At 69.1% G+C, this 21,735-nt stretch carries 21 protein-coding genes; 15 read left to right on the top strand and 6 right to left on the bottom strand.

What is annotated here, in order from left to right:
- Positions 1 to 72: 72 nt before the first annotated feature.
- The 4 genes from C1N74_RS09935 (at position 73) to C1N74_RS09920 (ending at position 3,970) form a co-directional block, all read left to right on the top strand.
- Positions 73 to 1,185 (top strand): PrpF domain-containing protein, encoded by a 1,113-nt coding sequence (locus C1N74_RS09935; RefSeq protein WP_137750447.1) that lies wholly within the window; start codon positions 73 to 75, stop codon positions 1,183 to 1,185.
- Between the two features lie 65 nt (positions 1,186 to 1,250).
- Entirely contained in the window at positions 1,251 to 2,606 is a 1,356-nt protein-coding gene (locus tag C1N74_RS09930; protein WP_088380084.1) for an SLC13 family permease, read from the top strand.
- A gap of 102 nt (positions 2,607 to 2,708) precedes the next feature.
- Complete coding sequence (locus C1N74_RS09925) at positions 2,709 to 3,275, top strand: NADPH-dependent FMN reductase (RefSeq protein WP_137750446.1); 567 nt, start codon at positions 2,709 to 2,711, stop codon at positions 3,273 to 3,275.
- Positions 3,276 to 3,376: 101 nt separating this feature from the next.
- A complete protein-coding gene (locus tag C1N74_RS09920; RefSeq protein WP_023954621.1) occupies positions 3,377 to 3,970 on the top strand; it encodes a helix-turn-helix domain-containing protein in 594 nt (197 codons plus the stop codon).
- Here the strand turns inward: C1N74_RS09920 and C1N74_RS09915 are convergent.
- Positions 3,951 to 4,619, bottom strand: a complete 669-nt coding sequence (locus C1N74_RS09915; protein WP_071917962.1) for a DUF1028 domain-containing protein — start codon at positions 4,617 to 4,619, stop codon at positions 3,951 to 3,953. The two genes, C1N74_RS09920 and C1N74_RS09915, sit on opposite strands and share 20 nt — an antisense overlap.
- 150 nt (positions 4,620 to 4,769) lie before the next feature.
- Between C1N74_RS09915 and C1N74_RS09910 the strand changes: the two genes are divergently transcribed.
- The 5 genes from C1N74_RS09910 to mgtE all read left to right on the top strand — a co-directional run bounded on the left by C1N74_RS09910 (position 4,770) and on the right by mgtE (position 11,589).
- On the top strand, positions 4,770 to 6,296 hold the full coding sequence (locus C1N74_RS09910; RefSeq protein ID WP_064954929.1) for an ABC transporter substrate-binding protein: 1,527 nt from the start codon (positions 4,770 to 4,772) through the stop codon (positions 6,294 to 6,296).
- A gap of 43 nt (positions 6,297 to 6,339) precedes the next feature.
- Positions 6,340 to 7,305: an ABC transporter permease gene (locus C1N74_RS09905; RefSeq protein WP_137750445.1), complete on the top strand. Its 966-nt coding sequence runs from the start codon at positions 6,340 to 6,342 to the stop codon at positions 7,303 to 7,305.
- Positions 7,302 to 8,219 carry an ABC transporter permease gene (locus C1N74_RS09900; RefSeq protein WP_023954614.1) on the top strand — a complete coding sequence of 306 codons (918 nt, stop codon included), beginning with the start codon at positions 7,302 to 7,304 and terminating at the stop codon, positions 8,217 to 8,219. Before C1N74_RS09905 ends, C1N74_RS09900 begins: the two co-directional genes overlap by 4 nt.
- Positions 8,216 to 9,862 carry an ABC transporter ATP-binding protein gene (locus tag C1N74_RS09895; protein WP_137750444.1) on the top strand — a complete coding sequence of 549 codons (1,647 nt, stop codon included), beginning with the start codon at positions 8,216 to 8,218 and terminating at the stop codon, positions 9,860 to 9,862. The genes C1N74_RS09900 and C1N74_RS09895 overlap by 4 nt, the downstream gene beginning before the upstream one ends.
- Before the next feature lie 368 nt (positions 9,863 to 10,230).
- The gene (gene mgtE, locus C1N74_RS09890; RefSeq protein WP_064954926.1) at positions 10,231 to 11,589 is read left to right on the top strand and encodes a magnesium transporter; all 1,359 of its coding nucleotides are present in this window, start codon (positions 10,231 to 10,233) and stop codon (positions 11,587 to 11,589) included.
- Positions 11,590 to 11,737: 148 nt separating this feature from the next.
- Here mgtE and C1N74_RS09885 read toward each other — a convergent pair whose 3' ends face one another.
- The gene (locus C1N74_RS09885; protein ID WP_023954611.1) at positions 11,738 to 12,808 is read right to left on the bottom strand and encodes a Glu/Leu/Phe/Val dehydrogenase family protein; all 1,071 of its coding nucleotides are present in this window, start codon (positions 12,806 to 12,808) and stop codon (positions 11,738 to 11,740) included.
- A gap of 94 nt (positions 12,809 to 12,902) precedes the next feature.
- Between C1N74_RS09885 and C1N74_RS09880 the strand changes: the two genes are divergently transcribed.
- Positions 12,903 to 13,379, top strand: a complete 477-nt coding sequence (locus tag C1N74_RS09880) for a YbaK/EbsC family protein (RefSeq protein ID WP_023954610.1) — start codon at positions 12,903 to 12,905, stop codon at positions 13,377 to 13,379.
- A 21-nt stretch (positions 13,380 to 13,400) separates the two neighbouring features.
- Here the strand turns inward: C1N74_RS09880 and C1N74_RS09875 are convergent, their stop codons facing one another.
- Positions 13,401 to 13,874 carry a histidine phosphatase family protein gene (locus C1N74_RS09875; RefSeq protein ID WP_137750443.1) on the bottom strand — a complete coding sequence of 158 codons (474 nt, stop codon included), beginning with the start codon at positions 13,872 to 13,874 and terminating at the stop codon, positions 13,401 to 13,403.
- A 4-nt stretch (positions 13,875 to 13,878) separates the two neighbouring features.
- On the bottom strand, positions 13,879 to 15,159 hold the full coding sequence (locus C1N74_RS09870; protein ID WP_137750442.1) for a DUF445 domain-containing protein: 1,281 nt from the start codon (positions 15,157 to 15,159) through the stop codon (positions 13,879 to 13,881).
- Positions 15,160 to 15,218: 59 nt separating this feature from the next.
- Between C1N74_RS09870 and C1N74_RS09865 the strand changes: the two genes are divergently transcribed.
- Positions 15,219 to 15,491 (top strand): metal-sensitive transcriptional regulator, encoded by a 273-nt coding sequence (locus C1N74_RS09865; protein ID WP_023954607.1) that lies wholly within the window; start codon positions 15,219 to 15,221, stop codon positions 15,489 to 15,491.
- Positions 15,492 to 15,623: 132 nt separating this feature from the next.
- Here C1N74_RS09865 and C1N74_RS09860 read toward each other — a convergent pair whose 3' ends face one another.
- On the bottom strand, positions 15,624 to 16,793 hold the full coding sequence (locus C1N74_RS09860) for an acyl-CoA dehydrogenase family protein (protein ID WP_137750441.1): 1,170 nt from the start codon (positions 16,791 to 16,793) through the stop codon (positions 15,624 to 15,626).
- Positions 16,794 to 16,873: 80 nt separating this feature from the next.
- On the opposite strand from C1N74_RS09860, the gene C1N74_RS09855 reads away from it, so the two are divergent.
- Entirely contained in the window at positions 16,874 to 17,281 is a 408-nt protein-coding gene (locus C1N74_RS09855) for a pilus assembly protein CpaE (RefSeq protein ID WP_137750440.1), read from the top strand.
- A 24-nt stretch (positions 17,282 to 17,305) separates the two neighbouring features.
- On the opposite strand, the gene C1N74_RS09850 is transcribed toward C1N74_RS09855, so the two are convergent.
- On the bottom strand, positions 17,306 to 18,511 hold the full coding sequence (locus C1N74_RS09850; RefSeq protein ID WP_023954604.1) for an MFS transporter: 1,206 nt from the start codon (positions 18,509 to 18,511) through the stop codon (positions 17,306 to 17,308).
- Positions 18,512 to 18,894: 383 nt separating this feature from the next.
- Here C1N74_RS09850 and nrdH point away from each other — a divergent pair, with 383 nt between their 5' ends.
- Genes nrdH through nrdE form a run of 3 tightly spaced genes read left to right on the top strand, consistent with a single transcriptional unit; the run spans position 18,895 to position 21,719 of the window.
- Positions 18,895 to 19,128 (top strand): glutaredoxin-like protein NrdH, encoded by a 234-nt coding sequence (gene nrdH, locus C1N74_RS09845; protein ID WP_023954603.1) that lies wholly within the window; start codon positions 18,895 to 18,897, stop codon positions 19,126 to 19,128.
- A 3-nt stretch (positions 19,129 to 19,131) separates the two neighbouring features.
- Complete coding sequence (gene nrdI / locus C1N74_RS09840; RefSeq protein WP_023954602.1) at positions 19,132 to 19,581, top strand: class Ib ribonucleoside-diphosphate reductase assembly flavoprotein NrdI; 450 nt, start codon at positions 19,132 to 19,134, stop codon at positions 19,579 to 19,581.
- Positions 19,551 to 21,719, top strand: coding sequence for a class 1b ribonucleoside-diphosphate reductase subunit alpha (gene nrdE / locus C1N74_RS09835; protein ID WP_023954601.1), 2,169 nt, complete (start codon positions 19,551 to 19,553; stop codon positions 21,717 to 21,719). Before nrdI ends, nrdE begins: the two co-directional genes overlap by 31 nt.
- The last annotated feature ends 16 nt before the right edge of the window (positions 21,720 to 21,735 follow it).

Genomic DNA, 21,735 nt, shown 5'->3' with positions numbered 1-21,735 from the left:
CGTGAAGTGATCGGTCATTTTGCTGCACGAAGCTGCAGGCGACGATGGAGGCCGACACCTCAGGAGGCGGCCATGTTGGAGATTCCGGCGACACTCATGCGGGGCGGGACCAGCAAGTGCTGGGTGTTCCGCCGCGACGAGCTGGAGCGTGTCGGCGCGCCCGTCGACGACATCCTGCTGCGTCTGTACGGCAGCCCGGACGAGCGCCAGATCGACGGCCTCGGCGGGGGGACCTCGACCACCAGCAAGGCCGTCATCCTGGCGCCGAGCCGGCGAGACGACGCCGACGTCGACTACACCTTCGCCCAGATCGGTCTCGCCGACGGCCGGGTCGACTGGTCGAGCAACTGCGGCAACTGCTCGGCCGCCGTCGCGCCCTACGCCCTCCACGCCGGGTGGCTCGCGCCGCGCGGTGATCGGACCGCGGTGCGCATCTTCAACACGAACACGGGTCAGCTGATCGTCGCCGAGGTGCCGACGCCCGGAGGCATGTTCGACGAGTCGGGCGACACGCACATCGTCGGCGTCCCGTTCGCGGGCCTCGAGGTCGTGCTCTGGTTCGTCGACCCGGCCGGCCGGACCACGGGACGGCTGCTTCCTTCCGGCGTCGCGCTGGAAGAGATCGACGGTGTTCCGGTGACCCTGATCGACGGCGGCGCGCCCGTCGTCATCGCCGAGGCGGCGGCGCTGGGCCTGACCGGCCTCGAGACGCCCGCCGAGATCGATGCGCGACCCGAGCTGCTCGCCCGCATCGACGGTATCCGTCGAGAAGGCGCCGTCCGCATGGGGCTCGCGGCGACCGCCGTCGCCGCGCTCAAAGCGGTGCCCAAGGTCGCCCTGGTGTCGCCCCGCAGCGCGGACGATCACGACTTCGGGGTCACGATGATGTCGATGGGCAAGGCGCACCCGGCCATTGCGATCACCGGCAGCGTCGCGCTGACGCTGGCGGCGGCGACTCCCGGCACCGTCGTGTCGAGGATGGCCGCGCGAGGCGCCGCCGACGTCACCTCGCTTCGCACGCCGTCGGGTGTCGTCAGCACCCGCATCGGCCGACACGGCGCCCTGCCCGCGGTCGGCATCACCCGCTCGGCGCGGCGGCTGGCGGATGCCTCCGTCACCCTGCCGCTGGAGCAGCTGCCCGATCACGCATCGGGACTGGTCGAGGAAGCCCTCCTCGTCCGATGATCAGATAGGCGGCCGGCCTCGCCGAGGCGCAGCCGGCTGCCGCCAACCCCCGTTGGGAGACAACGATGTCACCAGAACTCATCTCGATACTCGCGTTGTTCGCGATGGTCATCATCGCCACCGTGCGGCCGATCAACATCGGCATCCTCGGATTCATCGGCACCTTCCTCGTCGGAACGCTCGTGCTCGGCCTCGACGAGAAGCAGATGCTCGCGGGCTTCCCCGCCGACCTCTTCCTCACGATCGTCGGCGTCACCTATCTGTTCGCCGTCGCGAAGCTCAACGGCACCGTCGACCTCATCGTCGACCGCGGCGTCCGCCTCGTGCGGGGCCGGACGGCGCTGGTGCCGTGGGTGCTGTTCGGGGTCGCCGCGATCCTCACGGCCATGGGCACGTTCCCGCCGGCCGCCGTCGCCCTCGTCGCCCCCGTCGCGCTCAGCTTCGCCGCCAAGCACGGCCTCGACCCGCTGCCGGTGGGAATGACCGTCGTGTACGGGGCGCTGGCGGGTTCGCTCTCGCCGATCTCGGTGCTCGGCCTGCTCGTCAGCGGCATGGTGGGCGACACCCCGGGCTTCTCGCCCATGGTGCTGTTCGTGACGGCGTTCGTCTACTCGACGCTGATCGCGATCCTGACGCAGCTGTTCTTCTCGTGGAAGAACCGGCTTCGCGGGGGAGCGTACCCGGGCGCTGCGGACAGCAGCACCGGTGATGGCGGCGCGGTGCCCGGACCCCGCGTGCCCGCAACAGGGAACATCTCCGTCGGCGGCGCCGAGCAGGGCTCGGTCCTCACTCTCACGCAGACCCTCCAGACCCCTCGCGTGCGGACGACGCCGGCTCAGGTTCTGACGCTGCTCGCCCTGCTGGGGCTGGCCGTCGGGGCCATGGTGTTCCACCTCGACATCGGCATCCTCGCGCTCGTCGCCGGCACCCTGATCGCCTTCATCGAAAAGAAGCACCTCACCGCGGCGGTCGAGGGCATCAGCTGGTCGACCATCCTCCTCGTCGCCGGCATGATCACCTACATCAGCATCGTCGAAGAAGCCGGCGCGATCGAGTGGGTCGCGAACGGGATCGGCAGCCTCGGTTCGCCCCTCATCGGTGTGCTCGTGCTCTGCGTCATGGCCGGTGTCGTCTCGGCGTTCGCCTCGTCGACGGCGGTCATCGCGATCTCGATCCCGATGCTCCTCCCGCTCATCCAGGACAGCCCCGTCGCCGGCGGGATGGCGATCTCGGCGGTCGCGATCGCCGCGAAGGTCGTCGACGTCTCACCGTTCTCGACCAATGGCGCGCTCGTCCTCGCGAACGCCCAGAACGTCGACCCGCCCGCGTTCTACCAGCGGATTCTGCGGTACTCCGGGGTCATCGTGCTGATCGGGCCGTTCCTCGCCTGGGCTGCGCTCGTCGTGCCGTTCTCGCTCTGACGGATCCGGGCGCGTACGGCGGCAGCCGTGCGCGTCGCGAGCCGGTCGGCGAGGGGGCGTAGAATGCATGCAACTGAATCGATCCCCCGGGAGGTTTCGTCCATGACCACCTACAACGTCGGCGTCATCGTCGGCAGCATCTCGTCGACCTCGATCAACCGTCGTCTGGCGAAGGCGCTCACCAAGCTGGCCCCGCAGGCCGGGCTCGAGCTCACCGAGATCCCGATCGCACCGCTGCCCTTCTACTCGGCTGACAACGACGCGTCGATTCCCGCCGAGGCTGCCGAGTTCAAGGCTGCGGTCGAGAAGGCCGACGGCGTCATCATCGTCACCCCCGAGTACAACCGCTCGGTGCCCGGCGTTCTGAAGAACGCTCTCGACACCGCGAGCCGTCCGTGGGGCGACAACAGCTTCGCCGGCAAGCCGTCCGCTGTCATCGGCATCTCCATCGGCGCGGTGGGCACCGCCGTCGCGCAGCAGCACCTGCGCTCGATCCTCTCGTTCCTCGCGTCGCCCGAACTCTCGCAGCCCGAGGGCTACCTGCAGCTCACCGAGGGGCTGATCGACGACGACGGCACCGTCACCAACGAGTCGACGTCAGAGTTCCTGCTCTCGTGGCTGAAGGCCGTGTACGCGCACGTCGCGAAGAACCTCGCTGCCGCCAGCTGATCAGCAGACCCCTCTCGACAGGGCGCCCGACCACACGGTCGGGCGCCCTGTCGTCGTGATGCACCCCGGCGCATGGTGTCGTCGCCGGTAGGGTGACAGGCGTGACGCGCCCTCCCGAGACTGACGAAGCCCAAGCGGTGCGCGCTCTCGGCGCGACCGTCCGTGACTCGCGTAAGCGCCTCGGGCTGAGCGTGCACGCCCTCGCGGAGAAGGCGGGAGTGAGCTTCGGGCTCGTCAGCCAGCTCGAGCGCGGAATGGGCAATCCGTCGCTCCAGTCGATCCATCGACTCGCGGGTGCCCTCGGTGTGCCGGTCGGCCAGTTGCTCGACGAGCCGGCGGGGGAGCTCGCCGTCGTGGCCGCCGGCCAGGGGCACCGGATGCCGCCGATCGCCGATATCCCCGCCGATCAGCAGTCGGTCCGCGAGCTGCTGACGCCGCGGGGCGAATCGATGCTCCAGCTGATCCGGTCGACCCTACCGGTCGGATTCAGCAATGAAAGCCGTCCGTTCCGCCACATCGGCACCGAGACGGTCACGGTCGAGCGCGGGGTGCTCATCGTCGCGCAGGGCGAGCGTCGCGTGCGGCTCGAAACCGGCGACACGGTGACCTACGGCTGCTCCGAGGCGCACTGGTGGGCCAACGGCCACGACGACGTCACGGTCGTGCTCGGCGCCGTCACGCCTTTCGAGCGCTGAGATCCAGGCGCAGATCGCTCGCGCGCAGCTCCACGAGCCGGTGGAGTTCCGCGAGCGGGTCGTCGTGGTCGTCGACCCGGAGGTCGACCCACGCGTCGCCGGCGACACCCGACGACGTCACCATGACCGCGGCGCTCTGGCGTCCCCGGCGATCGCCGCCCTGCGCTTCACCCGCCGCGAGGACGGCGACGAGGCGCGCAGCGAAAGCGGCTGCATCGGGGGCGGGCGTGATTGTCGGGTCTTCGTCGCCAGCCAGCCATGCGTCTCGCATGGCGCCGAGCACGTCTTCGCCCGTCAGCAGGTTGCCGGCGACGATCAGGTCACTCTCGACGAGGTGGCCGCTCCACGGCGACGTGTCCGCACCCGTGTGGGCTGCCCCCGCGCCCGCCGCCGGCAGAACGGCGGCCTGGCGCAGTGCCGGCTCGTCGTCCCAGCGGGGGATGAGTGCGACGGCATCCGCTGCGGATCCCGACGCGACCGCGTCGAGAAGTCGGCCCCGCAGCGCCCGATTGGTCCATGCCTGGCTCGCCGCCGCGCCGACACCCCGCCGCACATCGATGACGGCGTTGCCCACGGCGAGCGACTTGCTCGCCGTGGCGGCGCCGATCAGGTCCGTACGACCATCGCGTGCCAGGACGGTGAAGGTCATGCGATTCCTCTCGCGGGGCGATTGTGAAGATTCTGTTTCGAGTTGGGCGTGCGCTTGTCGCCCTCCCTCATGGTGGCACATACTGATCGAATCATCATCAAAATGATGCACCAGCGATGATGCCCCGACCGATGACCCGATAGGCAGACCATGAACAAGCGCACCGCATTCGGCGCCGTGACCCTCGTCGCGGCGCTCACCCTGGCCGGTTGCTCCGCGGGCGAAGGCGTCGATATCGACGGCGCCGCCGGCGTCGAAGGCGACGTCCTCGTCGCGGCCATCGGCGGTGAACCCGACCAGCTCGACCCCCATCGCACGAGCTCGTACTTCGCGTTCGAGGTGCTCGAGAACGTCTTCGACACACTCGTCGCCCCCGACGAGAATCTCGAGATGCAGCCCGCCCTCGCCGAGAGCTGGGAAGTCAGCGATGACCAGCTGACATGGACCTTCGATCTGCGCGACGGCGTCACCTTCCACGACGGCTCCGACTTCACGAGTGCGGATGTCGTCTACTCCTACGACCGCATCATCGACGAAGAACTCGCCAACGCGTGGAAGTTCAGCGCGGTCACCGACGTCACCGCTCCCGACGACGACACCGTCGTCATCACCGTCTCGCAGCCCACGCCGAACCTGCTGAGCAACCTCGGCGGCTTCAAGGGCATGGCGATCGTGAAGAAGGAGAACGTCGAGTCGGGCGACATCACCACCGCGCCGATCGGCACCGGGCCTTTCTCGGTCGCGAGCTACACGGCCGGCGACCGCATCGAACTCGCCGCCAACGAGGACTACTGGGGTGGTGCACCCGAGCTCGGCGGTGTCGAGTTCCGCTTCATCTCGGAGCCGGCCACGGCTCTCGCCGCACTTCGCGCCGGAGACATCCAATGGACCGATGTCGTCCCGACGCAGCAGGTCTCCGACCTGCAGGGCGACGACGCCGTGCAGCTCGGCCTCACCCCCTCGAGCGACTACTGGTACCTGGCCCTGAATGAAGCGCGGGGACCGTGGAGCGACGTGCGGGTGCGGCAGGCGATCGCGTATGCGATCGATCGGGACGCGATCGTCCAGGCGGTCAGCTACGGAACCGCCGCGCAGAACCAGCTCGCGATCCCCGAGCAGAGCGTCTGGTACACCTCCTACGACCGGTACTCGACCGACCTCGACACCGCTCGCGGGCTGCTCGACGAGGCCGGCTTCACCGGCGGAACGCTCGACCTGCTCGCGACGTCGGACTATCCCGAGACCGTCACGGCCGCGCAGATCATCGCCGCGAACCTCGAGCCGCTCGGCATCGACGTGCAGATCCGCCAGCCCGACTTCTCCACCTGGCTCGACGAGCAGAACTCCGGAAACTTCGACATGCTCATGATGGGCTGGCTCGGCAACATCGACCCCGACGACTTCTACTATTCGCAGCACCACACCGACGGGGCCAGCAACGCGCAGAAGTACTCCAACAGCGAGGTCGACGGACTGCTCGACGCCGCTCGCGTCGAGGTCGACCAGGACGCGCGCAAGGGCCTCTACGCCCAGGCCGCGACGATCATCGCCGACGAGGCCAGCTACATCTACCTCTACAACCCGTCGGTCATCCAGGTGTGGTCGCCGCAGGTCTCGGGCTACGAGACGCGTGCCGACCGCGCCATCCGGTTCGACGACGCATCGATCGGCGACTGAGGTGACGACCTCGAGCAGCACGGTCCGTCCGAGAGGAGGCCTCATGAGAATCAGCCCCGCGCGTATCGCCCGGTTCCTCGGCGTGCGCCTGCTCTCGTCGGCGCTCGTGCTGCTCGGGGTCGCCGTCGTCGTCTTCGCCCTCATCCAGCTCGTGCCGGGCGACCCGGTGCGCCTGGCCCTCGGCACGCGGTACACGCCCGAGGCCTACGAGGCCCTGCGCGCGGCATCCGGCCTCGATCGCCCCCTGTGGGAACAGTTCTTCGGCTACCTCGGCAGCGCCGTCACGGGTGACCTCGGGGTGAGCTTCCGCAACGGGCAGCCGGTGACCGTAACGCTGCTCGACCGCCTGCCCGCGACGGTCTCGCTGGCTCTGGTGGGTCTCGTCATCGCCCTCGTCCTGGCCGTCCCCGCGGGAATCCACTCGGCGCTGCGCGAAGGACGCGTGAGTGATGTCATCGTGCGGCTCACCAGTCAATTCGGCGTCTCGATCCCGGACTTCTGGCTCGGGATGCTGCTCATCTCGCTGTTCTCCGTGACGCTCGGCTGGCTGCCGGCGAGCGGCTACGTCGCCTTCGGAACGGATCCCGGCGGATGGCTGCGACAGGTGTTCCTGCCGGGGCTCACCGTCGGCCTGGTCGCGGGGGCGATCATCACCCGCTACATCCGAGCGGCCGTCATCGACGTGGCGTCGGCAGGGTATGTCCGCACCGCGGTGTCAAAGGGGCTTCCGCGCCGGGTCGTGACATTCCGGCATATCGTGCGCGGAGCCCTGGTGCCGGTTCTGACGATCGCCGGTATCCAGCTCGCGACGATCCTCGGCGGAGTCGTCGTGGTCGAAGTCGTCTTCGCCTGGCCGGGTCTCGGACGTCTCGTCTTCGAAGCCGTGGCTGCCCGCGACTATCCGCTCATCCAGGGAGCCGTCCTGCTGGTGGCCGTGATGTTCATCGCCGTCAACCTCATCGTGGACGTGCTCTACGCGATCGCCGACCCGAGGATCCGAGTCTCATGACCATCGATGCCTCCGCCACCCCCGAGCCCGCCACGGCACCCGCCGTCGCCGACCGCGGCCGCACGCCCGCCTGGCGTCTGTTGCTGTCCAACCCGACGACGGTGGTCAGTGGTGCCGGCCTGTTCGCCATCGTGCTGCTCTCGGTGCTGTCGGGCTGGATCGCCCCCTTCGGCATCAACGACATCGACGTCTCGCGCGCGTTGCAGCCCCCCGGCCCCGACCACTGGTTCGGCACCGATGAACTCGGTCGCGACGTCCTCTCGCGCGTGCTCGTGGCGGGGTCGACCTCGCTCACGATCGCGGTGGTCGCCGTGCTGTTCGCCCTCGTCCTCGGCCTCGCGATAGGCGCCGTTGCGGGTTACCGCGGCGGGTGGGTGGATGCCGCCCTCATGCGGGTCGTCGACGTGATGTTCGCGTTCCCGGTGCTGCTGCTCGCGCTCGCGATCGTCGCGATCTTCCAGCCGGGCCAGGTGACGACGACGATCGCGATCGGCATCGTCTACACCCCGATCTTCGCGCGGGTGGCCCGAGCCAGCGCGCTGTCGGTGCGCACCTCTGCGTTCGTCCAGGTGTCGCAGACGATGGGGACGCCCGGGTGGTGGATCCTCACCCGCCATGTGCTTCCGAACATCGCCGGTCCCGTCGTCGTTCAGACGTCGCTGTCGCTCGCCTTCGCGATCCTCTCCGAGGCGGCGCTGTCGTTCCTCGGGCTCGGGGTGCAGCCCCCGGCGCCATCGTGGGGAGGGATGCTGTTCACCGCGCAGGGCTTCCTCGGCCAGGCCTGGTGGATGAGCGTCTTCCCGGGGGCCGCGATCTTCGTCACGGCGCTCGCCTTCAACCTCGTGGGCGACGGCCTGCGCGACATCCTCGATCCGCGTCAGCGGACCCTGATCGAAGCGAGGAGGGCGCGATGACCGCCGCTGCTCACCCGGTGCTCTCGGTGCGCGATCTGCGCGTGGCCATCGGAACGAAGGAGATCGTTCACGGCCTCGGCTTCGACGTCATCGCCGGCCAGACGCTCGGCATCGTGGGCGAGTCGGGGTCGGGCAAGACGATGTCGGTGCTGGCGGCGACCGGACTCATCGACACCCCGGGGGCCCGCGTCAGCGGATCGAGCGTGCTGCGCCGCCGGAACGATGACGGCAGCATCGATGCCGCGGGCGTGGAGCTGGTGGGCGCATCCGAGCGCACGCTGCGCAGCGTGCACGGCGACCGCGTCGGTTTCGTCTTCCAGGACCCGTCGACGTCGCTCAACCCGTTCCTGACCGTGGGTCGGCAGATCACCGAGTCGCTCGAGACCCATCGCCGTCTGTCCCGCCGCGCGGCGCGCACGCGTGCGATCGACCTGCTCGACGCCGTCGGCCTGCCCCGACCCGACGAGCGTGTCGACGCCTACCCGCACCAGTTCTCCGGGGGGCAGCGTCAGCGCGCGATGATCGCGATCGCGCTCGCCTGCGATCCGGCGCTCCTGATCGCCGACGAGCCGACGACCGCCCTCGACGTCACCACCCAGGCCCAGATCATCGACCTCGTGCGCGAGCTCCAGAACGAGCGCGGTACCGCCGTGGTGTGGATCAGCCACGACCTCGGCGTCATCGGGCAAGTGGCCGACGACGTCCTCGTGCTGCGCGAGGGACGGACCCGCGAGCACCGACCCGTCGAAGACGTCTACGCCGCCCCTGAAGACGACTACACGCGCGAGCTCCTCCGCGCGCGGCCGCGGATCGTGGCCGATGCCGGTCCGCCCGAGCCCGCGGCATCCGAGTCCCTTCTCGAGGTGACGGATCTCGATGTGTCGTTCACGATTCCGACTCCCACCGGACGCCGTACCATCCACGCCGTCGACGGGGTGTCGTTTTCGGTGCGGCGCGGCTGCACGACGGCTCTCGTGGGCGAGTCGGGGTCGGGCAAATCGACGATCGCGAATGCGCTGACGGGTCTCGTGCGACCCGACTCGGGCACCGCGACGCTCGCCGGACGCGACGTTCTGCGCTCCGGGCGGCGCGACCGCCGGCGGATCTCCATGGTCTTCCAAGACCCGTTCGCCTCGCTCGACCCTCGGCGGAGCGTCGGCGACGCCATCATCGAGCCGCTCGCCGTGCACCGGCTCGGCGGGCCGACCGCCGCCGCGCGAGAGCGGCGCACCGCAGAACTGCTCGACATGGTAGGTCTTCCCGCGGCGTTCGCTACCCGGTTCCCGCACGAGCTGTCGGGCGGGCAGCGTCAGCGCATCTCGATCGCTCGCGCCCTCGCCCTCGAACCGGAGCTGATGATCCTCGACGAGGCGACGGCGTCGCTCGACGTGTCTGTGCAGGCGCACGTGCTCGACCTTTTGCGCGACCTGCAGAGCGAGCTGGGACTGACGTACCTCTTCATCGCCCACGACCTCGCGATCGTGCAGCAGATGAGTCACGACGTGGTCGTGCTGCGGGACGGCAAGGTCGTCGAGTCGGCCCCTGCCCGGCGCATCTTCGCCGAGCCGTCGGACGAGTACACCCGGCGACTCCTGGCCGCTGTGCCGCCCGAGGAGCCACGGGCCCGCCTGACGCTCTCTTGACGCGAGGCCGGAAGGGGTTCTCCGGCGATGGTCGGGTTCGTTCAGGTGCGAGGCGTAGCATGGTCGGCGGGGTTCGGCCCGCGGCATCCGATGTGCCGCCGCCCGGCCCGTGATCGACGGCAGATCCTCATCTGCCCGTCATCGACCTGCGAGAAAAAGGAAGCGAGGTGAGGTGCTCAATGAGCGGTGATAGTTGCCATCGCGAGATCATCAGCGCCGCGCCCGCTGCCGGCCCGCTCGTCGACCGAATCGACTCCTGAGCGGACGAGCCGCGGTGCGACGCGCCAGCAGGCTTCGCGATGTTCTCCGTGCCGTCGTCTTCGTGACGATGCCACGGATGTGCGCGCGTCCACATGAGGAGGGCTCCCATGACTCCGGAGCAGATCAACGAACTGACCATCGTCGTCGACGGCATCGCCGCGCCCCTGTCGCGCGGTGATCTGCCGTCGGCCGCGGCCGCTCTCGCCGACGTCGAGCCCGGGCGTCTCGCCGAGGTGCTCGAGCGACTCGACGGTCGTCGCCGCGCCGTCGCCTACCGGCTGCTGCCGAAGGACCACGCGCTGCAGGTCTTCGAAGCGCTCTCGCCGAACATGCAGGGGGAGCTCATCGGAGACCTGCGCGACGCCGAGGTGGCGCACATCTTCGGCGACCTCGATCCCGACGACCGCGCCTGGCTCGTCGACGAGCTGCCGGCCTCGCTCGCATCCCGGCTGATGCGCGGGCTTCCCGCTCATGAGCGCGAGATGACCGCCGCCGTGCTCGGCTACCGTCGCGGCTCGATCGGGCGCCGCATGAGCCCGGAGTTCGTGTCGGTTCCGATCGGCAGCACGGTCGCGGGAGCGCTCGACCGGGTGCGGGCGCGTCTGCACGACGCCGAGACGGTGTACACGCTCCCCGTCGTCGACGCGGGTCGTCGCGTCGCCGGGGTCGTCAGCCTGCGCGACCTGCTCGCCGCCGACCCCGACGCCGACGTGCGCGACATCATGCAGAGCGCGCAGACCGCGAGCGTGGACGACGACGCCGAGACCGCCGCGCGTCGCTGCACCGAGCGGGGCCTGCTCGCGCTGCCCATCGTCGACAGTGAGGAGCGGCTCGTCGGCATCCTGACGGTCGACGACGCCGCCCGCATCCTGGAGCACGAGGAGAGCGAGGATGCCGCGCGCCAGGGCGGCGCCGAGCCGCTGCGCCGGCCCTACCTCTCGACGCCGATCCTGCAGATCGTGCGGTCACGCGTCGTCTGGCTGCTGGTGCTGGCTGTCGGAGCGACCCTGACCGTGCAGGTGCTGTCGGCGTTCGAGGCGACGCTCGCCCAGATCACGGTGCTCGCGCTTTTCGTCCCGCTGCTCATCGGAACCGGCGGTAACACCGGCAACCAGGCGGCGACGACGGTCACGCGTGCGCTCGCGCTGGGGGATGTGCGACCCCGCGATGTCGTGCGGGTGCTGAGCCGCGAGGTGCGGGTGGGATTCTTCCTCGGCAGCATCCTGGGGCTCGTCGGGTTCGCGGTCACGTCGCTCGTGTACGAGCCGCGCATCGGACTCGTCATCGGGGCGACCCTGATCGCGGTGTGCACGATGGCCGCGACGGTCGGGGGAGTCATGCCGCTTCTCGCACGGGCCATCCGGGTGGACCCCGCTGTCTTCTCGAACCCGTTCATCACGACCTTCGTCGACGCCAGCGGCCTGATCCTGTACTTCCTGATCGCGCGCGCCATCCTGCAGATCTGAGCCCCCGCCTGCGCCGTGGATGATGGTGCCGGGATGCAAGGGATCGGGCGCGGCGCGCCGGTGCGGATGCCGCTCCGCCGGCGTGTCGGCCACGATCCCTTGCATCCGCGTCCGCGCGGAAGCGAGCGGGCAGCGGACTTGACTGGGGTCAGACCAGGGCGTCGCGGGCGGCTCCGGCGGCGAGGCGTTCGGCGGCCAGCGACTCCGCGGCGGCGAGCGGGGTGACACCGCGCGCGTCGGCCTCGTCGAAGATGCGCCGCAGAACATCGCCGATGCCCTCGACACGCGTCGCGATCTCGCTGCGGTCGCGCTGCTTGGCGGCGAGGTCGAGGTAGATGACGCCGCCGGCGTTCACGACGAAGTCGGGGGCGTACAGGATGCCGCGGGCGGCCAGCCGGTCGGCGCCGGAACGGTGCGCCAGCGGGTTGTTCGCCGGTCCGCACACCGCCCGCGCATCGAGGGCATCGATCACCTCGTCGGTCAGCACGCCGCCGATGCCGGCGGGCACGAACACGTCGGCCGAGGCGAGGTGGGCCTCGGCGGGCTCGATCCAGGTGGCGCCCAGGCTCGTCGCGAGCTCGCGCTTGGCCGGGTTCACATCGGTCACGGTGAGCTCCGCGCCCTCGGCGGCGAGCTGCACGGCAAGCCGGCTGCCCACCTGTCCGAGCCCGGCGATCGTGACCCGGCGTCCGGCGACCTCGCGAGAACCGGTCGCGCGCTCGAGCGTCGCGAGCAGCGACGCGTGCACGCCGATGCTCGTGGGGCCTGCGGGCTCGCCCGAGCCGCCCACACGGTCGGGGAGCCCCACGACGTGCGCCGTGCGCTCGCTGACGGTCAGCATGTCGTCGGTGGTCGAGCCGACATCCTCCGCCGTGCGGTACAGGCCGCCCAGCGACTCGACAGCGTCACCGAGATCGAGGAATGCCGCCCGTCGACGCTCGGCGTCGAGCACGGTCCCCGGAGGTAGTCCGATCACAGCCTTGCCGCCACCGGCATCCAGACCCGCGGCCGCGTTCTTCAGCGTCATCGCCGCCGACAGGCGCAGGGCGTCGCCGAGGGCATCGCTCCAGTGCGGGTAGGTCCACACCCGGGCGCCGCCCAGGGCGGGGCCGAGCACCGAGGAGTGCAACGCGGCGGCGATGAACAGGCCGCTTCGCCGCCCCGTGATCACCTCCACGCGCTCGTGCGTGAAATCGGGCAGGGGCAGGGCGTGGGTCATCGCGATCCTCTTTCGGCGGAGCCTTGTGGGCTCGTGCTCTCCGTGCCGCGGCGTTGCGGCACCCCGCCCATTGTGCCTCTTCTAGAGTGTCAGCGTGACCACCGATCTGCCTTCGCGAAGCCGTATCGTCCACGAGTCCCTGCGCGCCGCCGGCATCCCCGGCGACATCGTCGTGCTGCCGGATGCCGCATCCACCGCCGCCCTCGCCGCTGCAGCGCTCGGTGTCGAAGTGGGGGCGATCGCCAACAGCCTGGTCTTCTGGTCGGACGGTGAGCCGCTGCTGGTCATGACCAGCGGCGCGCACCGCGTCGACACCGCCGCCCTGGCCGAGCGCACGGGACGCAGCGCGATCACGCGCGCGAGCGTCGAACAGGTGCGTGCCGCGACGGGCCAGGCGATCGGCGGGGTCGCGCCGACGGGACACCCCGCGCCCCTCACGACGCTCATCGACGAAGACCTCGCGCAGTACGACGAGATCTGGGCGGCCGGCGGCACCCCGCACACCGTCTTCCCGCTGACGTTCGACGACCTGGTGCGTCTGACCGGCGGCACGGTCGTCGCCGTCGTCTGATCCGCAGTTTGCGGCGCGGACTCAGCCCTTCGGGCTGTCGAAGCTCCACTCGTCGGGATCGGTCGCGGTCGCGACATCCCAGTCGTCGGTCCGCCACGTGAAGGTGGCCACCGCGCACGTCGGCATTCCGCCGATGCCCCCGTTCGACAGGCGCTCGGCGAGCACCGTCATCCCCGGGTCGTGCGCGACCACGAGCACCGAGCGAGCACCGCTGCCGCTCGCCGCGTCGAGGAGCACGCGTGCCGAAGCGCCGTAGAGCTCGTCGCGCAGGTCGGGATCGAGCCCGAGCGCGGCGCCGAAGGCTGCGGCCGTCGTGCGAGCACGAAGCGCCGTCGACGCGAGGATGCGCTCGACGGTGACGCCGGTGGCCGCCAGGCGCTCGGCCATCGCGGGGGCGTCGCGCATGCCGCGCTCGTTCAGCGGACGGTCGTGGTCATCGAGGGCGGGCGAGCCCCAGTCGCTCTTGGCATGTCGCACGAGGATGAGCGTCGTCATGGAATTATCCTCCCGCGCCGAAGACCGCATGCGCGATCGTGAAGATGACGAGTCCGGCGAGCGATCCCACGATCGTGCCGTTGAGCCGGATGTACTGCAGATCGCGGCCGACCATGAGCTCGATCTTCTCGGTCGTCTCCTGGGCATCCCAGCGCTCGACCGTCTCGGTGATCACCGAGGCGATGTCGGCGCGATGGCGGGCAACGAGCGTCGCGGCGGCGTCGATGACGCGGGCGTCGATGCGCTGCTGCAGCGCCGGATCGGTCGACAGACGTTCGCCGACCTCGGTGAGCGCGGCCGCGATGCGGCGGCGGAGCGGGCTCTCGGCGTCACCGAGTGAACGGACGAGACCGGCCTTCGCCGTGCCCCACGCCTCGGCGGCCAGGGCACGGACACGGGGACTGTCGAAGACCGCCGCCTTGGCCGCCTCGAGCCGCGCCGCCGTGTCGGTTTCGCCCTGCAGATCGCCGGCGAGACGAGCGAGGTAGCCGTCGATCGCCTTCCGCGCCGGGTGCTCGGGATCGCTGCGCACGGCTGCGACGAAGGTCAGCGCCTCACGGTAGACCGTGTCGTCGACGAGCCGTGTCGCCACCGACGGCAGCCACGACGGCAGGCGGCGGGAGACGAGCCCGGTGAACACCGAGCGATTGGCGACGAGCCAGGTCTCGATGTTGTCGATCGCGAGGTCGACCGCACCGTGGTGGGCCCCGGCGCCGACGACACGCTCGAGCCACCCGCCGATCGACGGTCCCCACGAGGGCGCCAGCAGGTGCTCGCGCGCCAGGTCTTCGAGGAGGTCCTGCACCTCGTCGTCGCTCAGCGCGGTGAGGATGCCGGATGCCGCAGCCGACGCCTCGGCCGACACGCGCTCGGCGTTCTCGGGGCGCCGCAGCCACGCGCCGAGCCGCGTCGCGATGCCTGTCGACTCGAGCTTGCCGCGGATGACGCCGGCTTCGAGGAAGTTCGTCTCGACGAACTCACCCAGGGTGCGGCCGATCTCGTCCTTGCGTCTCGGGATGATCGCGGTGTGCGGAATGGGCAGGCCGAGCGGATGCCGGAACAGCGCGGTGACCGCGAACCAGTCGGCGAGAGCTCCGACCATGCCGCCCTCCGCGGCTGCGCGGACGTATCCGAACGCGGGGACGGTCTGCTGCAGGGGGAACGAGATCGCGAAGACGATCGCCATGAAGATCAGCGCACCGAGGGCGACGGCCTTCATCCGCCGCAGGCCCTGGCGTCGAGCCTGGTCGGCGGGGGAGAGCAGGGAGGTCGGCGTGCGTGCCATCCGGTCATCCTCCCACGGTGGTTCGCCGGGCGGGGCCGGTCACGGCGTATCCTGACCGCGTGATCGACGACATCCAGAAGCGAGCCCTGCGCCGCACGAGCATCCTCGAAGGACAGGTCCGCGGGCTGGCCCGGATGATCGAGAACGAGGACTACTGCATGGACATCATCGCCCAGTCACGGGCCATCCAGAAGGCCCTCGCGTCGCTCGACAAGCTCCTCATCGAGAACCACCTCCGCACCCACGTGACGCACATGTTCGAGAACGGCGGCGCGGACCGCGAGCAGGCCGTCGCCGAGCTGCTCAAGGCCTACGACCTAGAGACCCGCTGACCGGATCCCTCCCTTCCCGGCCCTCCCCGACCCCGTCGAGTCGCCAGGAAGTGCGGATCCGGGGGCCCCGGCATCCGCGTTTCGTGGCGACTCGACCGGCACGGAGGCACCGCGCGGGCAGGGGGTCAGGGGTCAGGGGGTCAGGGGGCCGAGCCAGGCGGTGGCGACGGTGCTGTGGGCGGACTCCGGGTCGGAGGGGTGGAACATCCCCGCGATGACGTCGCGGTAGAGGCGGCCGAGCTCGGAGCGGGAGAAGTACGACGAACCGCCCGCCACGAGCATCGCCTCGTCGACGACGGCCTTCGCCGCCGTGACCGCGCGGTGCTTCAGGCCGCTGAGCTTCGCGAACCACAGGCCGCCGTGATCGGCCCGTTCATCGATGTCGTGCGCGATCGCCTCGAGCTGCGGCAGCATCCCGTCGTACGTCAGCGCCATGTCGGCGATGCGCCAGCGGATGTCGGGATCCTGGCTGTACGCCATCCCCGTCTTCTTCGACGTGCGCGACGTCGCGGCCACGACAGCGAGGTCGAGGGCGCGCCGGGCGATGCCGGTGTACACCGACGCGAGCAGCAGCTCGAAGACTGAGAAGATCCCGAACACGAGCGGGTCCGGGTTCGGGCCGGGAGAGAGCCGACGGACGACGCGGTCGGGTGATGCGACCGCGCCGTGCAACTCCGTCGTGCGTGATTGGGTTCCGCGCATGCCGACGGTGTCCCAGTCGTCGCGCGTGCGCACCGCGTCGGTGCGGTCGACGAAGGCGAACACCAGCTTCGGTGCGTCCTCGCTCGTGGTGTCGAGGCCGTGGAGCCCGAGGCGGTCCCACACCGGTGCGAGCGAGGTGAAGATCTTCGTGCCCGTGAAGGCGTATCCGCCATCCGGCTGAGGCTCGGCGACGGTGTCGCTGCCGAACAGGACGAGGTCGTTGCCCGCCTCGCTGATTCCGAACGCGAACACCTCGCCCGCTGCGGCGCCTTCCTGCACGAAACGCAGGGCGTCGTCGCCGCGGTCGGACAGCGCCTTGGCGACACCGGTCCACACGAGGTGCATGTTGATCGCGAGGGCTGTCGCGGGCGCGGCGCCAGCGAGCCGCTGCTGCAGAACGGATGCCTGCGCGAGCGACAGGCCCGCGCCGCCGAGCTCTTCCGGAACGAGGATGCCGAGGTAGCCCGCCTCCCGCAGCTCGGCGAGGTCGTCTTCGGGGAAGACGTTGTCGGCATCGACGCCCGCGGCGCGCCCGCGTATCCGGTCGAGGAGGTCGTCGGGCAGGTATCGGGCCGAGTCGAAGTCGCTCACGGCATCCATTCTGCTCCCGCCCCCGCGCAGCGGGTCGCGTGTCCGGCGGGGCCCGCCGCGCACCCGATGTCCTGGTGCAGGATGGGGACATGATCTCGACCGACGCCGCGCTCGCCCTGCGCGAGGCCGGGCTCGTCTGGCACCCGGCATCCGGAGACCGTTTCCAGCTCAACGAGCCGGAGTTCGAGGCCGACATCTTCACCGTCAGCGAGATGACGGTCGAACCGCGTCGGTATCCGACCGGCACGATCCTCGCGTTCAACGGCACGACCGAATGGGCGCTCGACTCCGTCGCGCTCGACGAGGCGCTGTGGCTTCCTCGCGAGGACCAGCTGCGCGAGATGCTGCGCGGTGGATTCCGGAGCCTGCGCCGGCTCGCGGACACCCACCGTGTGGAGATCGAGTTCGCCGGCGAGGAGCTGGCGTTCGAGCATCCGCAGCCCGAGGACGCCTACGCGGCAGCGGTGCTCGCGATGCTGCGACGGGTCAGCGACTGAGCGCAGGCGGGGTCGCCCCGCGGCTCACGTGATCGTGTGGACCGGCTCGGTGTCGGGGATGGGCGACGAATCCCGACCCCGCAGATCGGGGAACCACTGCACGCACGTCGCGGCGACGATGAGGCCGGCCGCCGCGAACAGCGTCGCGGCGACGTAGGCGCCCTGGGGACCGACACCGTCGATGAGGAATCCCGCGATGGCCGAACCCGCGGCCGCGCCGATGAGCTGGCCGGTACCGATCCAGCCGTAGGCCTCCGCCGTCTCGCTGAACTTCACGCTCGCCGAGGTGATGGCGAACATGACCGCCAGCGCCGGCGCGATACCGATGCCCGCGACCAGGAGCGAGCCGCCGAGCCACCACGCGTTGAGCGAGAAGATCGTCGCCGCGAGCCCGACGGTGACGATGAGGAAGCGGCGAGCCATGGCCCAGCGCCCGATTGGGATGTGACCGAACGACAGGCCGCCCGCCAGACTGCCGACGGCGAACACCGCGAGCACGATGCCGGACTCGAGTCCGCCGTGACCGAAGGATGCGACGACGCCCGCTTCGACCGCGGAGCACGCGCCGATGAGGAGGAACCCGGTCGCGGTCGCGAGCATGACCGGTGGCTTCAGCAGCACACGGCCCAGGCTGCGCCGGCTGCGCGGGATGCGGACGCGGCCGAGCTCGGGGGAGGAGATGAACCACGCACCGCCGCCGATGAGGATGACGACGACGAGCAGCAGCCCCGGTACGGTACCGGCCTGCAGCGCCACGAAGGTGATGAGCACAGGCGCGATGATCCAGATGATCTCCTGCAGCGACGCGTCGAGCGAGAAGAGCGGTGTGAGCTGCCGCGAGGTGACCATCTTGGGGTAGATGGTGCGCACGGCCGACTGCACCGGCGGGGTCGACAGGCCCGCGATGAGGCCGAGTGTCATGTAGACCCACAGCGGGACGTCGAGCACCGCGAGCAGGCCGATCGCCGCCGCGCAGACGGCGAGCGTCAGCGTCAGCACGCGCCGCATGCCCCAGACGCCCATCCATCGACTCGTCACCGGGCCGGCGATCGCCTGTCCGACTGAGGTGGCCGCCAGGACCAGACCGGCGGACCCGTAGGAACCGGTCACGTGCTCGATGTGGAGCAGGATGGCGAGGCTCGTCATCCCGCTCGGAAAGCGCGCGGTCAACTGTGCGGCGATGATGCGCGCGACACCCGGTGTGCGCAGCAGTTCTCCGTATCCCGCCACCCCTCAACGGTAGCGATTCCGGGGGCTCCTCGGCGACGTTCGGTCGAGCATCGCCGCGACACGCCCGCGACACGCCGAAGCGACGAGATCGGTCCGAATCGGATGTCGGTGGGTCGGTCTACCGTCCGACCTGTGGACAGACTGCGCGAGCACCTCGACGAAGCGCGGAATCACGCGTCGAACCGGGCTTCGACCGATCTCGCGATCTGTGGATGAAACGGTGGACAAGATGTGTTGTACCTGGGGAGAGCGGTGCAAAACTACAGACTTGTAACTACTACCCCTTGTGGTGCCCCCCGATGTCGGCACCCATATGTAGTATTGAGGTCCCGGCGGGTTCTCAGCCGGAGATGCGTAAGAAGCGAAGGGAAACCACACTCGACATGGCGATCACGGTCTACACCAAGCCCTCCTGCGTGCAGTGCAACGCAACGTACCGTGCGCTGGACTCCAAGGGCATCGAATACGACGTCCTCGACCTCTCCGAGGACCCGGCGGCACTCGAGCGCGTCAAGTCGCTCGGCTACCTGCAGGCCCCCGTCGTCATCACCGACGAGGACCACTGGTCGGGCTTCCGTCCCGACAAGATCGACGAGCTGGCCGCTCGCTTCGCCTGAGCCATGAGCACGGCGGTCGCGACGCGGGCGCCTCTGCTCGTGTACTTCTCGAGCGTCTCCGGCAACACCGCGCGATTCATCGACAAGCTCGGACTGCCGGCGCTCCGCATCCCCCTTCACTCCTCACCGACGCCCCTCGTCATGACCGAGCCCTTTGTGCTCGTCACCCCTACCTACGGCGGGGGACAGGGGCGCGGTGAGGAGAAGGGTGCGGTGCCCAAGCAGGTCGTTCGCTTCTTGAACGATGTGCGCAACCGCACCCTGCTTCGTGGAGTCATCTCCACCGGCAACACGAATTTCGGCGAGTCGTACTGCCTCGCCGGCGACATCATCAGCCGCAAGTGCTCCGTGCCGCACTTGGACAAGGTGGAACTGTTCGGCACGCCCGAAGACGTCGAGCGCGTGAGCGCAGGATTGGAACGATGGTGGAATCAGCACTGGAAACAGCCTTGACCGATAACGGCTTCAAGGTCGACGCGCGCTTCGACGGGCTCGACTACCACGCCCTCAACGCGATGCTCAACCTCTACGGCGCGGACGGCAAGATCCAGTTCGACGCCGACAAGCGCGCGGCGCGGGAGTACTTCCTCCAGCACGTCAACCAGAACACGGTCTTCTTCCACTCCCTCAAGGAGCGTCTCGACTACCTCGTCGAGAAGGAGTACTACGAGCCCAAGGTCATCGAGAAGTACTCGCTCGAGTTCATCCAGAAGCTCAACGACTTCGCCTACGGCAAGAAGTTCCGCTTCGAGACCTTCCTCGGCGCGTTCAAGTACTACACGAGCTACACGCTGAAGACCTTCGACGGCAAGCGTTACCTCGAGCGCTTCGAGGACCGCGTTGTGATGACCGCCCTCGGTCTCGCCGACGGTGACGAGAACCTCGCGATGCAGCTCGTCGACGAGATCATCTCGGGTCGTTTCCAGCCCGCCACCCCGACGTTCCTCAACACCGGCAAGGCGCAGCGCGGCGAGCTCGTGTCGTGCTTCCTGCTCCGCATCGAAGACAACATGGAGTCGATCGCCCGCGGCATCAACTCCGCCCTGCAGCTCTCGAAGCGCGGCGGCGGCGTGGCTCTGCTGCTGTCGAACATCCGCGAGGCCGGTGCTCCGATCAAGCAGATCGAGAACCAGTCGTCGGGCATCATCCCCGTCATGAAGCTGCTCGAAGACAGCTTCAGCTACGCCAACCAGCTCGGCGCGCGTCAGGGCGCCGGCGCGGTGTACCTCTCGGCGCACCACCCCGACATCCTGAAGTTCCTCGACACCAAGCGCGAGAACGCCGACGAGAAGATCCGCATCAAGACGCTGTCGCTGGGTGTCGTCATCCCCGACATCACCTTCGAGCTCGCCAAGAACGGCGAGGACATGTACCTGTTCTCGCCCTACGACGTCGAGAAGGTCTACGGCGTTCCGTTCGGCGACATCTCGGTCACCGAGAAGTACCGCGAGATGGTCGACGACGCGCGCATCAAGAAGACGAAGATCAACGCGCGCGAGTTCTTCCAGACCCTCGCCGAGATCCAGTTCGAGTCGGGCTACCCGTACATCATGTTCGAGGACACGGTGAACAAGGCCAACCCGATCAAGGGCCGGATCAACATGTCGAACCTGTGCTCGGAGATCCTCCAGGTCAACACCCCGACGACGTACAACGAAGACCTCTCGTACGCCCAGATCGGCAAGGACATCTCTTGCAACCTGGGGTCGATGAACATCGCCCTCGCGATGGACGGCAAGGACCTCGCCCAGACCGTCGAGACCAGCATCCGTGCCCTCACCGCGGTCAGCGACCAGAGCCACATCGCCTCGGTCCGCTCGATCGAGGACGGCAACGACCGTTCGCACGCGATCGGGCTCGGACAGATGAACCTGCACGGCTACCTGGCGCGCGAGCACGTCCACTACGGCTCCGAAGAGGGCCTGGACTTCACGAACATCTACTTCTACACGGTGCTGTTCCACGCGCTGCGGGCCTCGAACAAGATCGCGATCGAGCGCGGCACGTACTTCGAGGGCTTCCCCGACTCGACCTACGCGTCGGGCGAGTTCTTCGACAAGTACATCGAGCAGGAGTGGGCGCCCCAGACCGACAAGGTGAAGGGTCTGTTCGACGGCATCCACATCCCGACGCAGGACGACTGGCGCGAGCTGAAGGCATCCATCCAGCAGCACGGTATCTATAACCAGAACCTGCAGGCGGTGCCCCCGACCGGCTCGATCTCGTACATCAACAACTCGACGTCGTCGATTCACCCGATCGCGTCGAAGATCGAGATCCGCAAGGAAGGCAAGCTCGGCCGCGTCTACTATCCGGCGCCGTTCATGACGAACGACAACCTCGAGTACTACGAGGACGCGTACGAGATCGGCTACGAGAAGGTCATCGACACCTACGCCGCCGCGACCCAGCACGTCGACCAGGGTCTGTCGCTCACGTTGTTCTTCAAGGACACCGCGACCACGCGCGACATCAACAAGGCCCAGATCTACGCCTGGCGCAAGGGCATCAAGACGATCTACTACATCCGCCTGCGGCAGATGGCGCTCGAGGGCACCGACATGTCCGAGTGCGTCAGCTGCATGCTGTGACGGATGCCGGAACCCG

Origin of the sequence: Microbacterium sp. SGAir0570, assembly GCF_005491085.2 — a bacterium.
Lineage (GTDB): Bacteria > Actinomycetota > Actinomycetes > Actinomycetales > Microbacteriaceae > Microbacterium > Microbacterium arborescens.
Note: the sequence above shows the minus strand (reverse complement) of the source record. Positions and strands in the feature narration are given on the sequence as shown.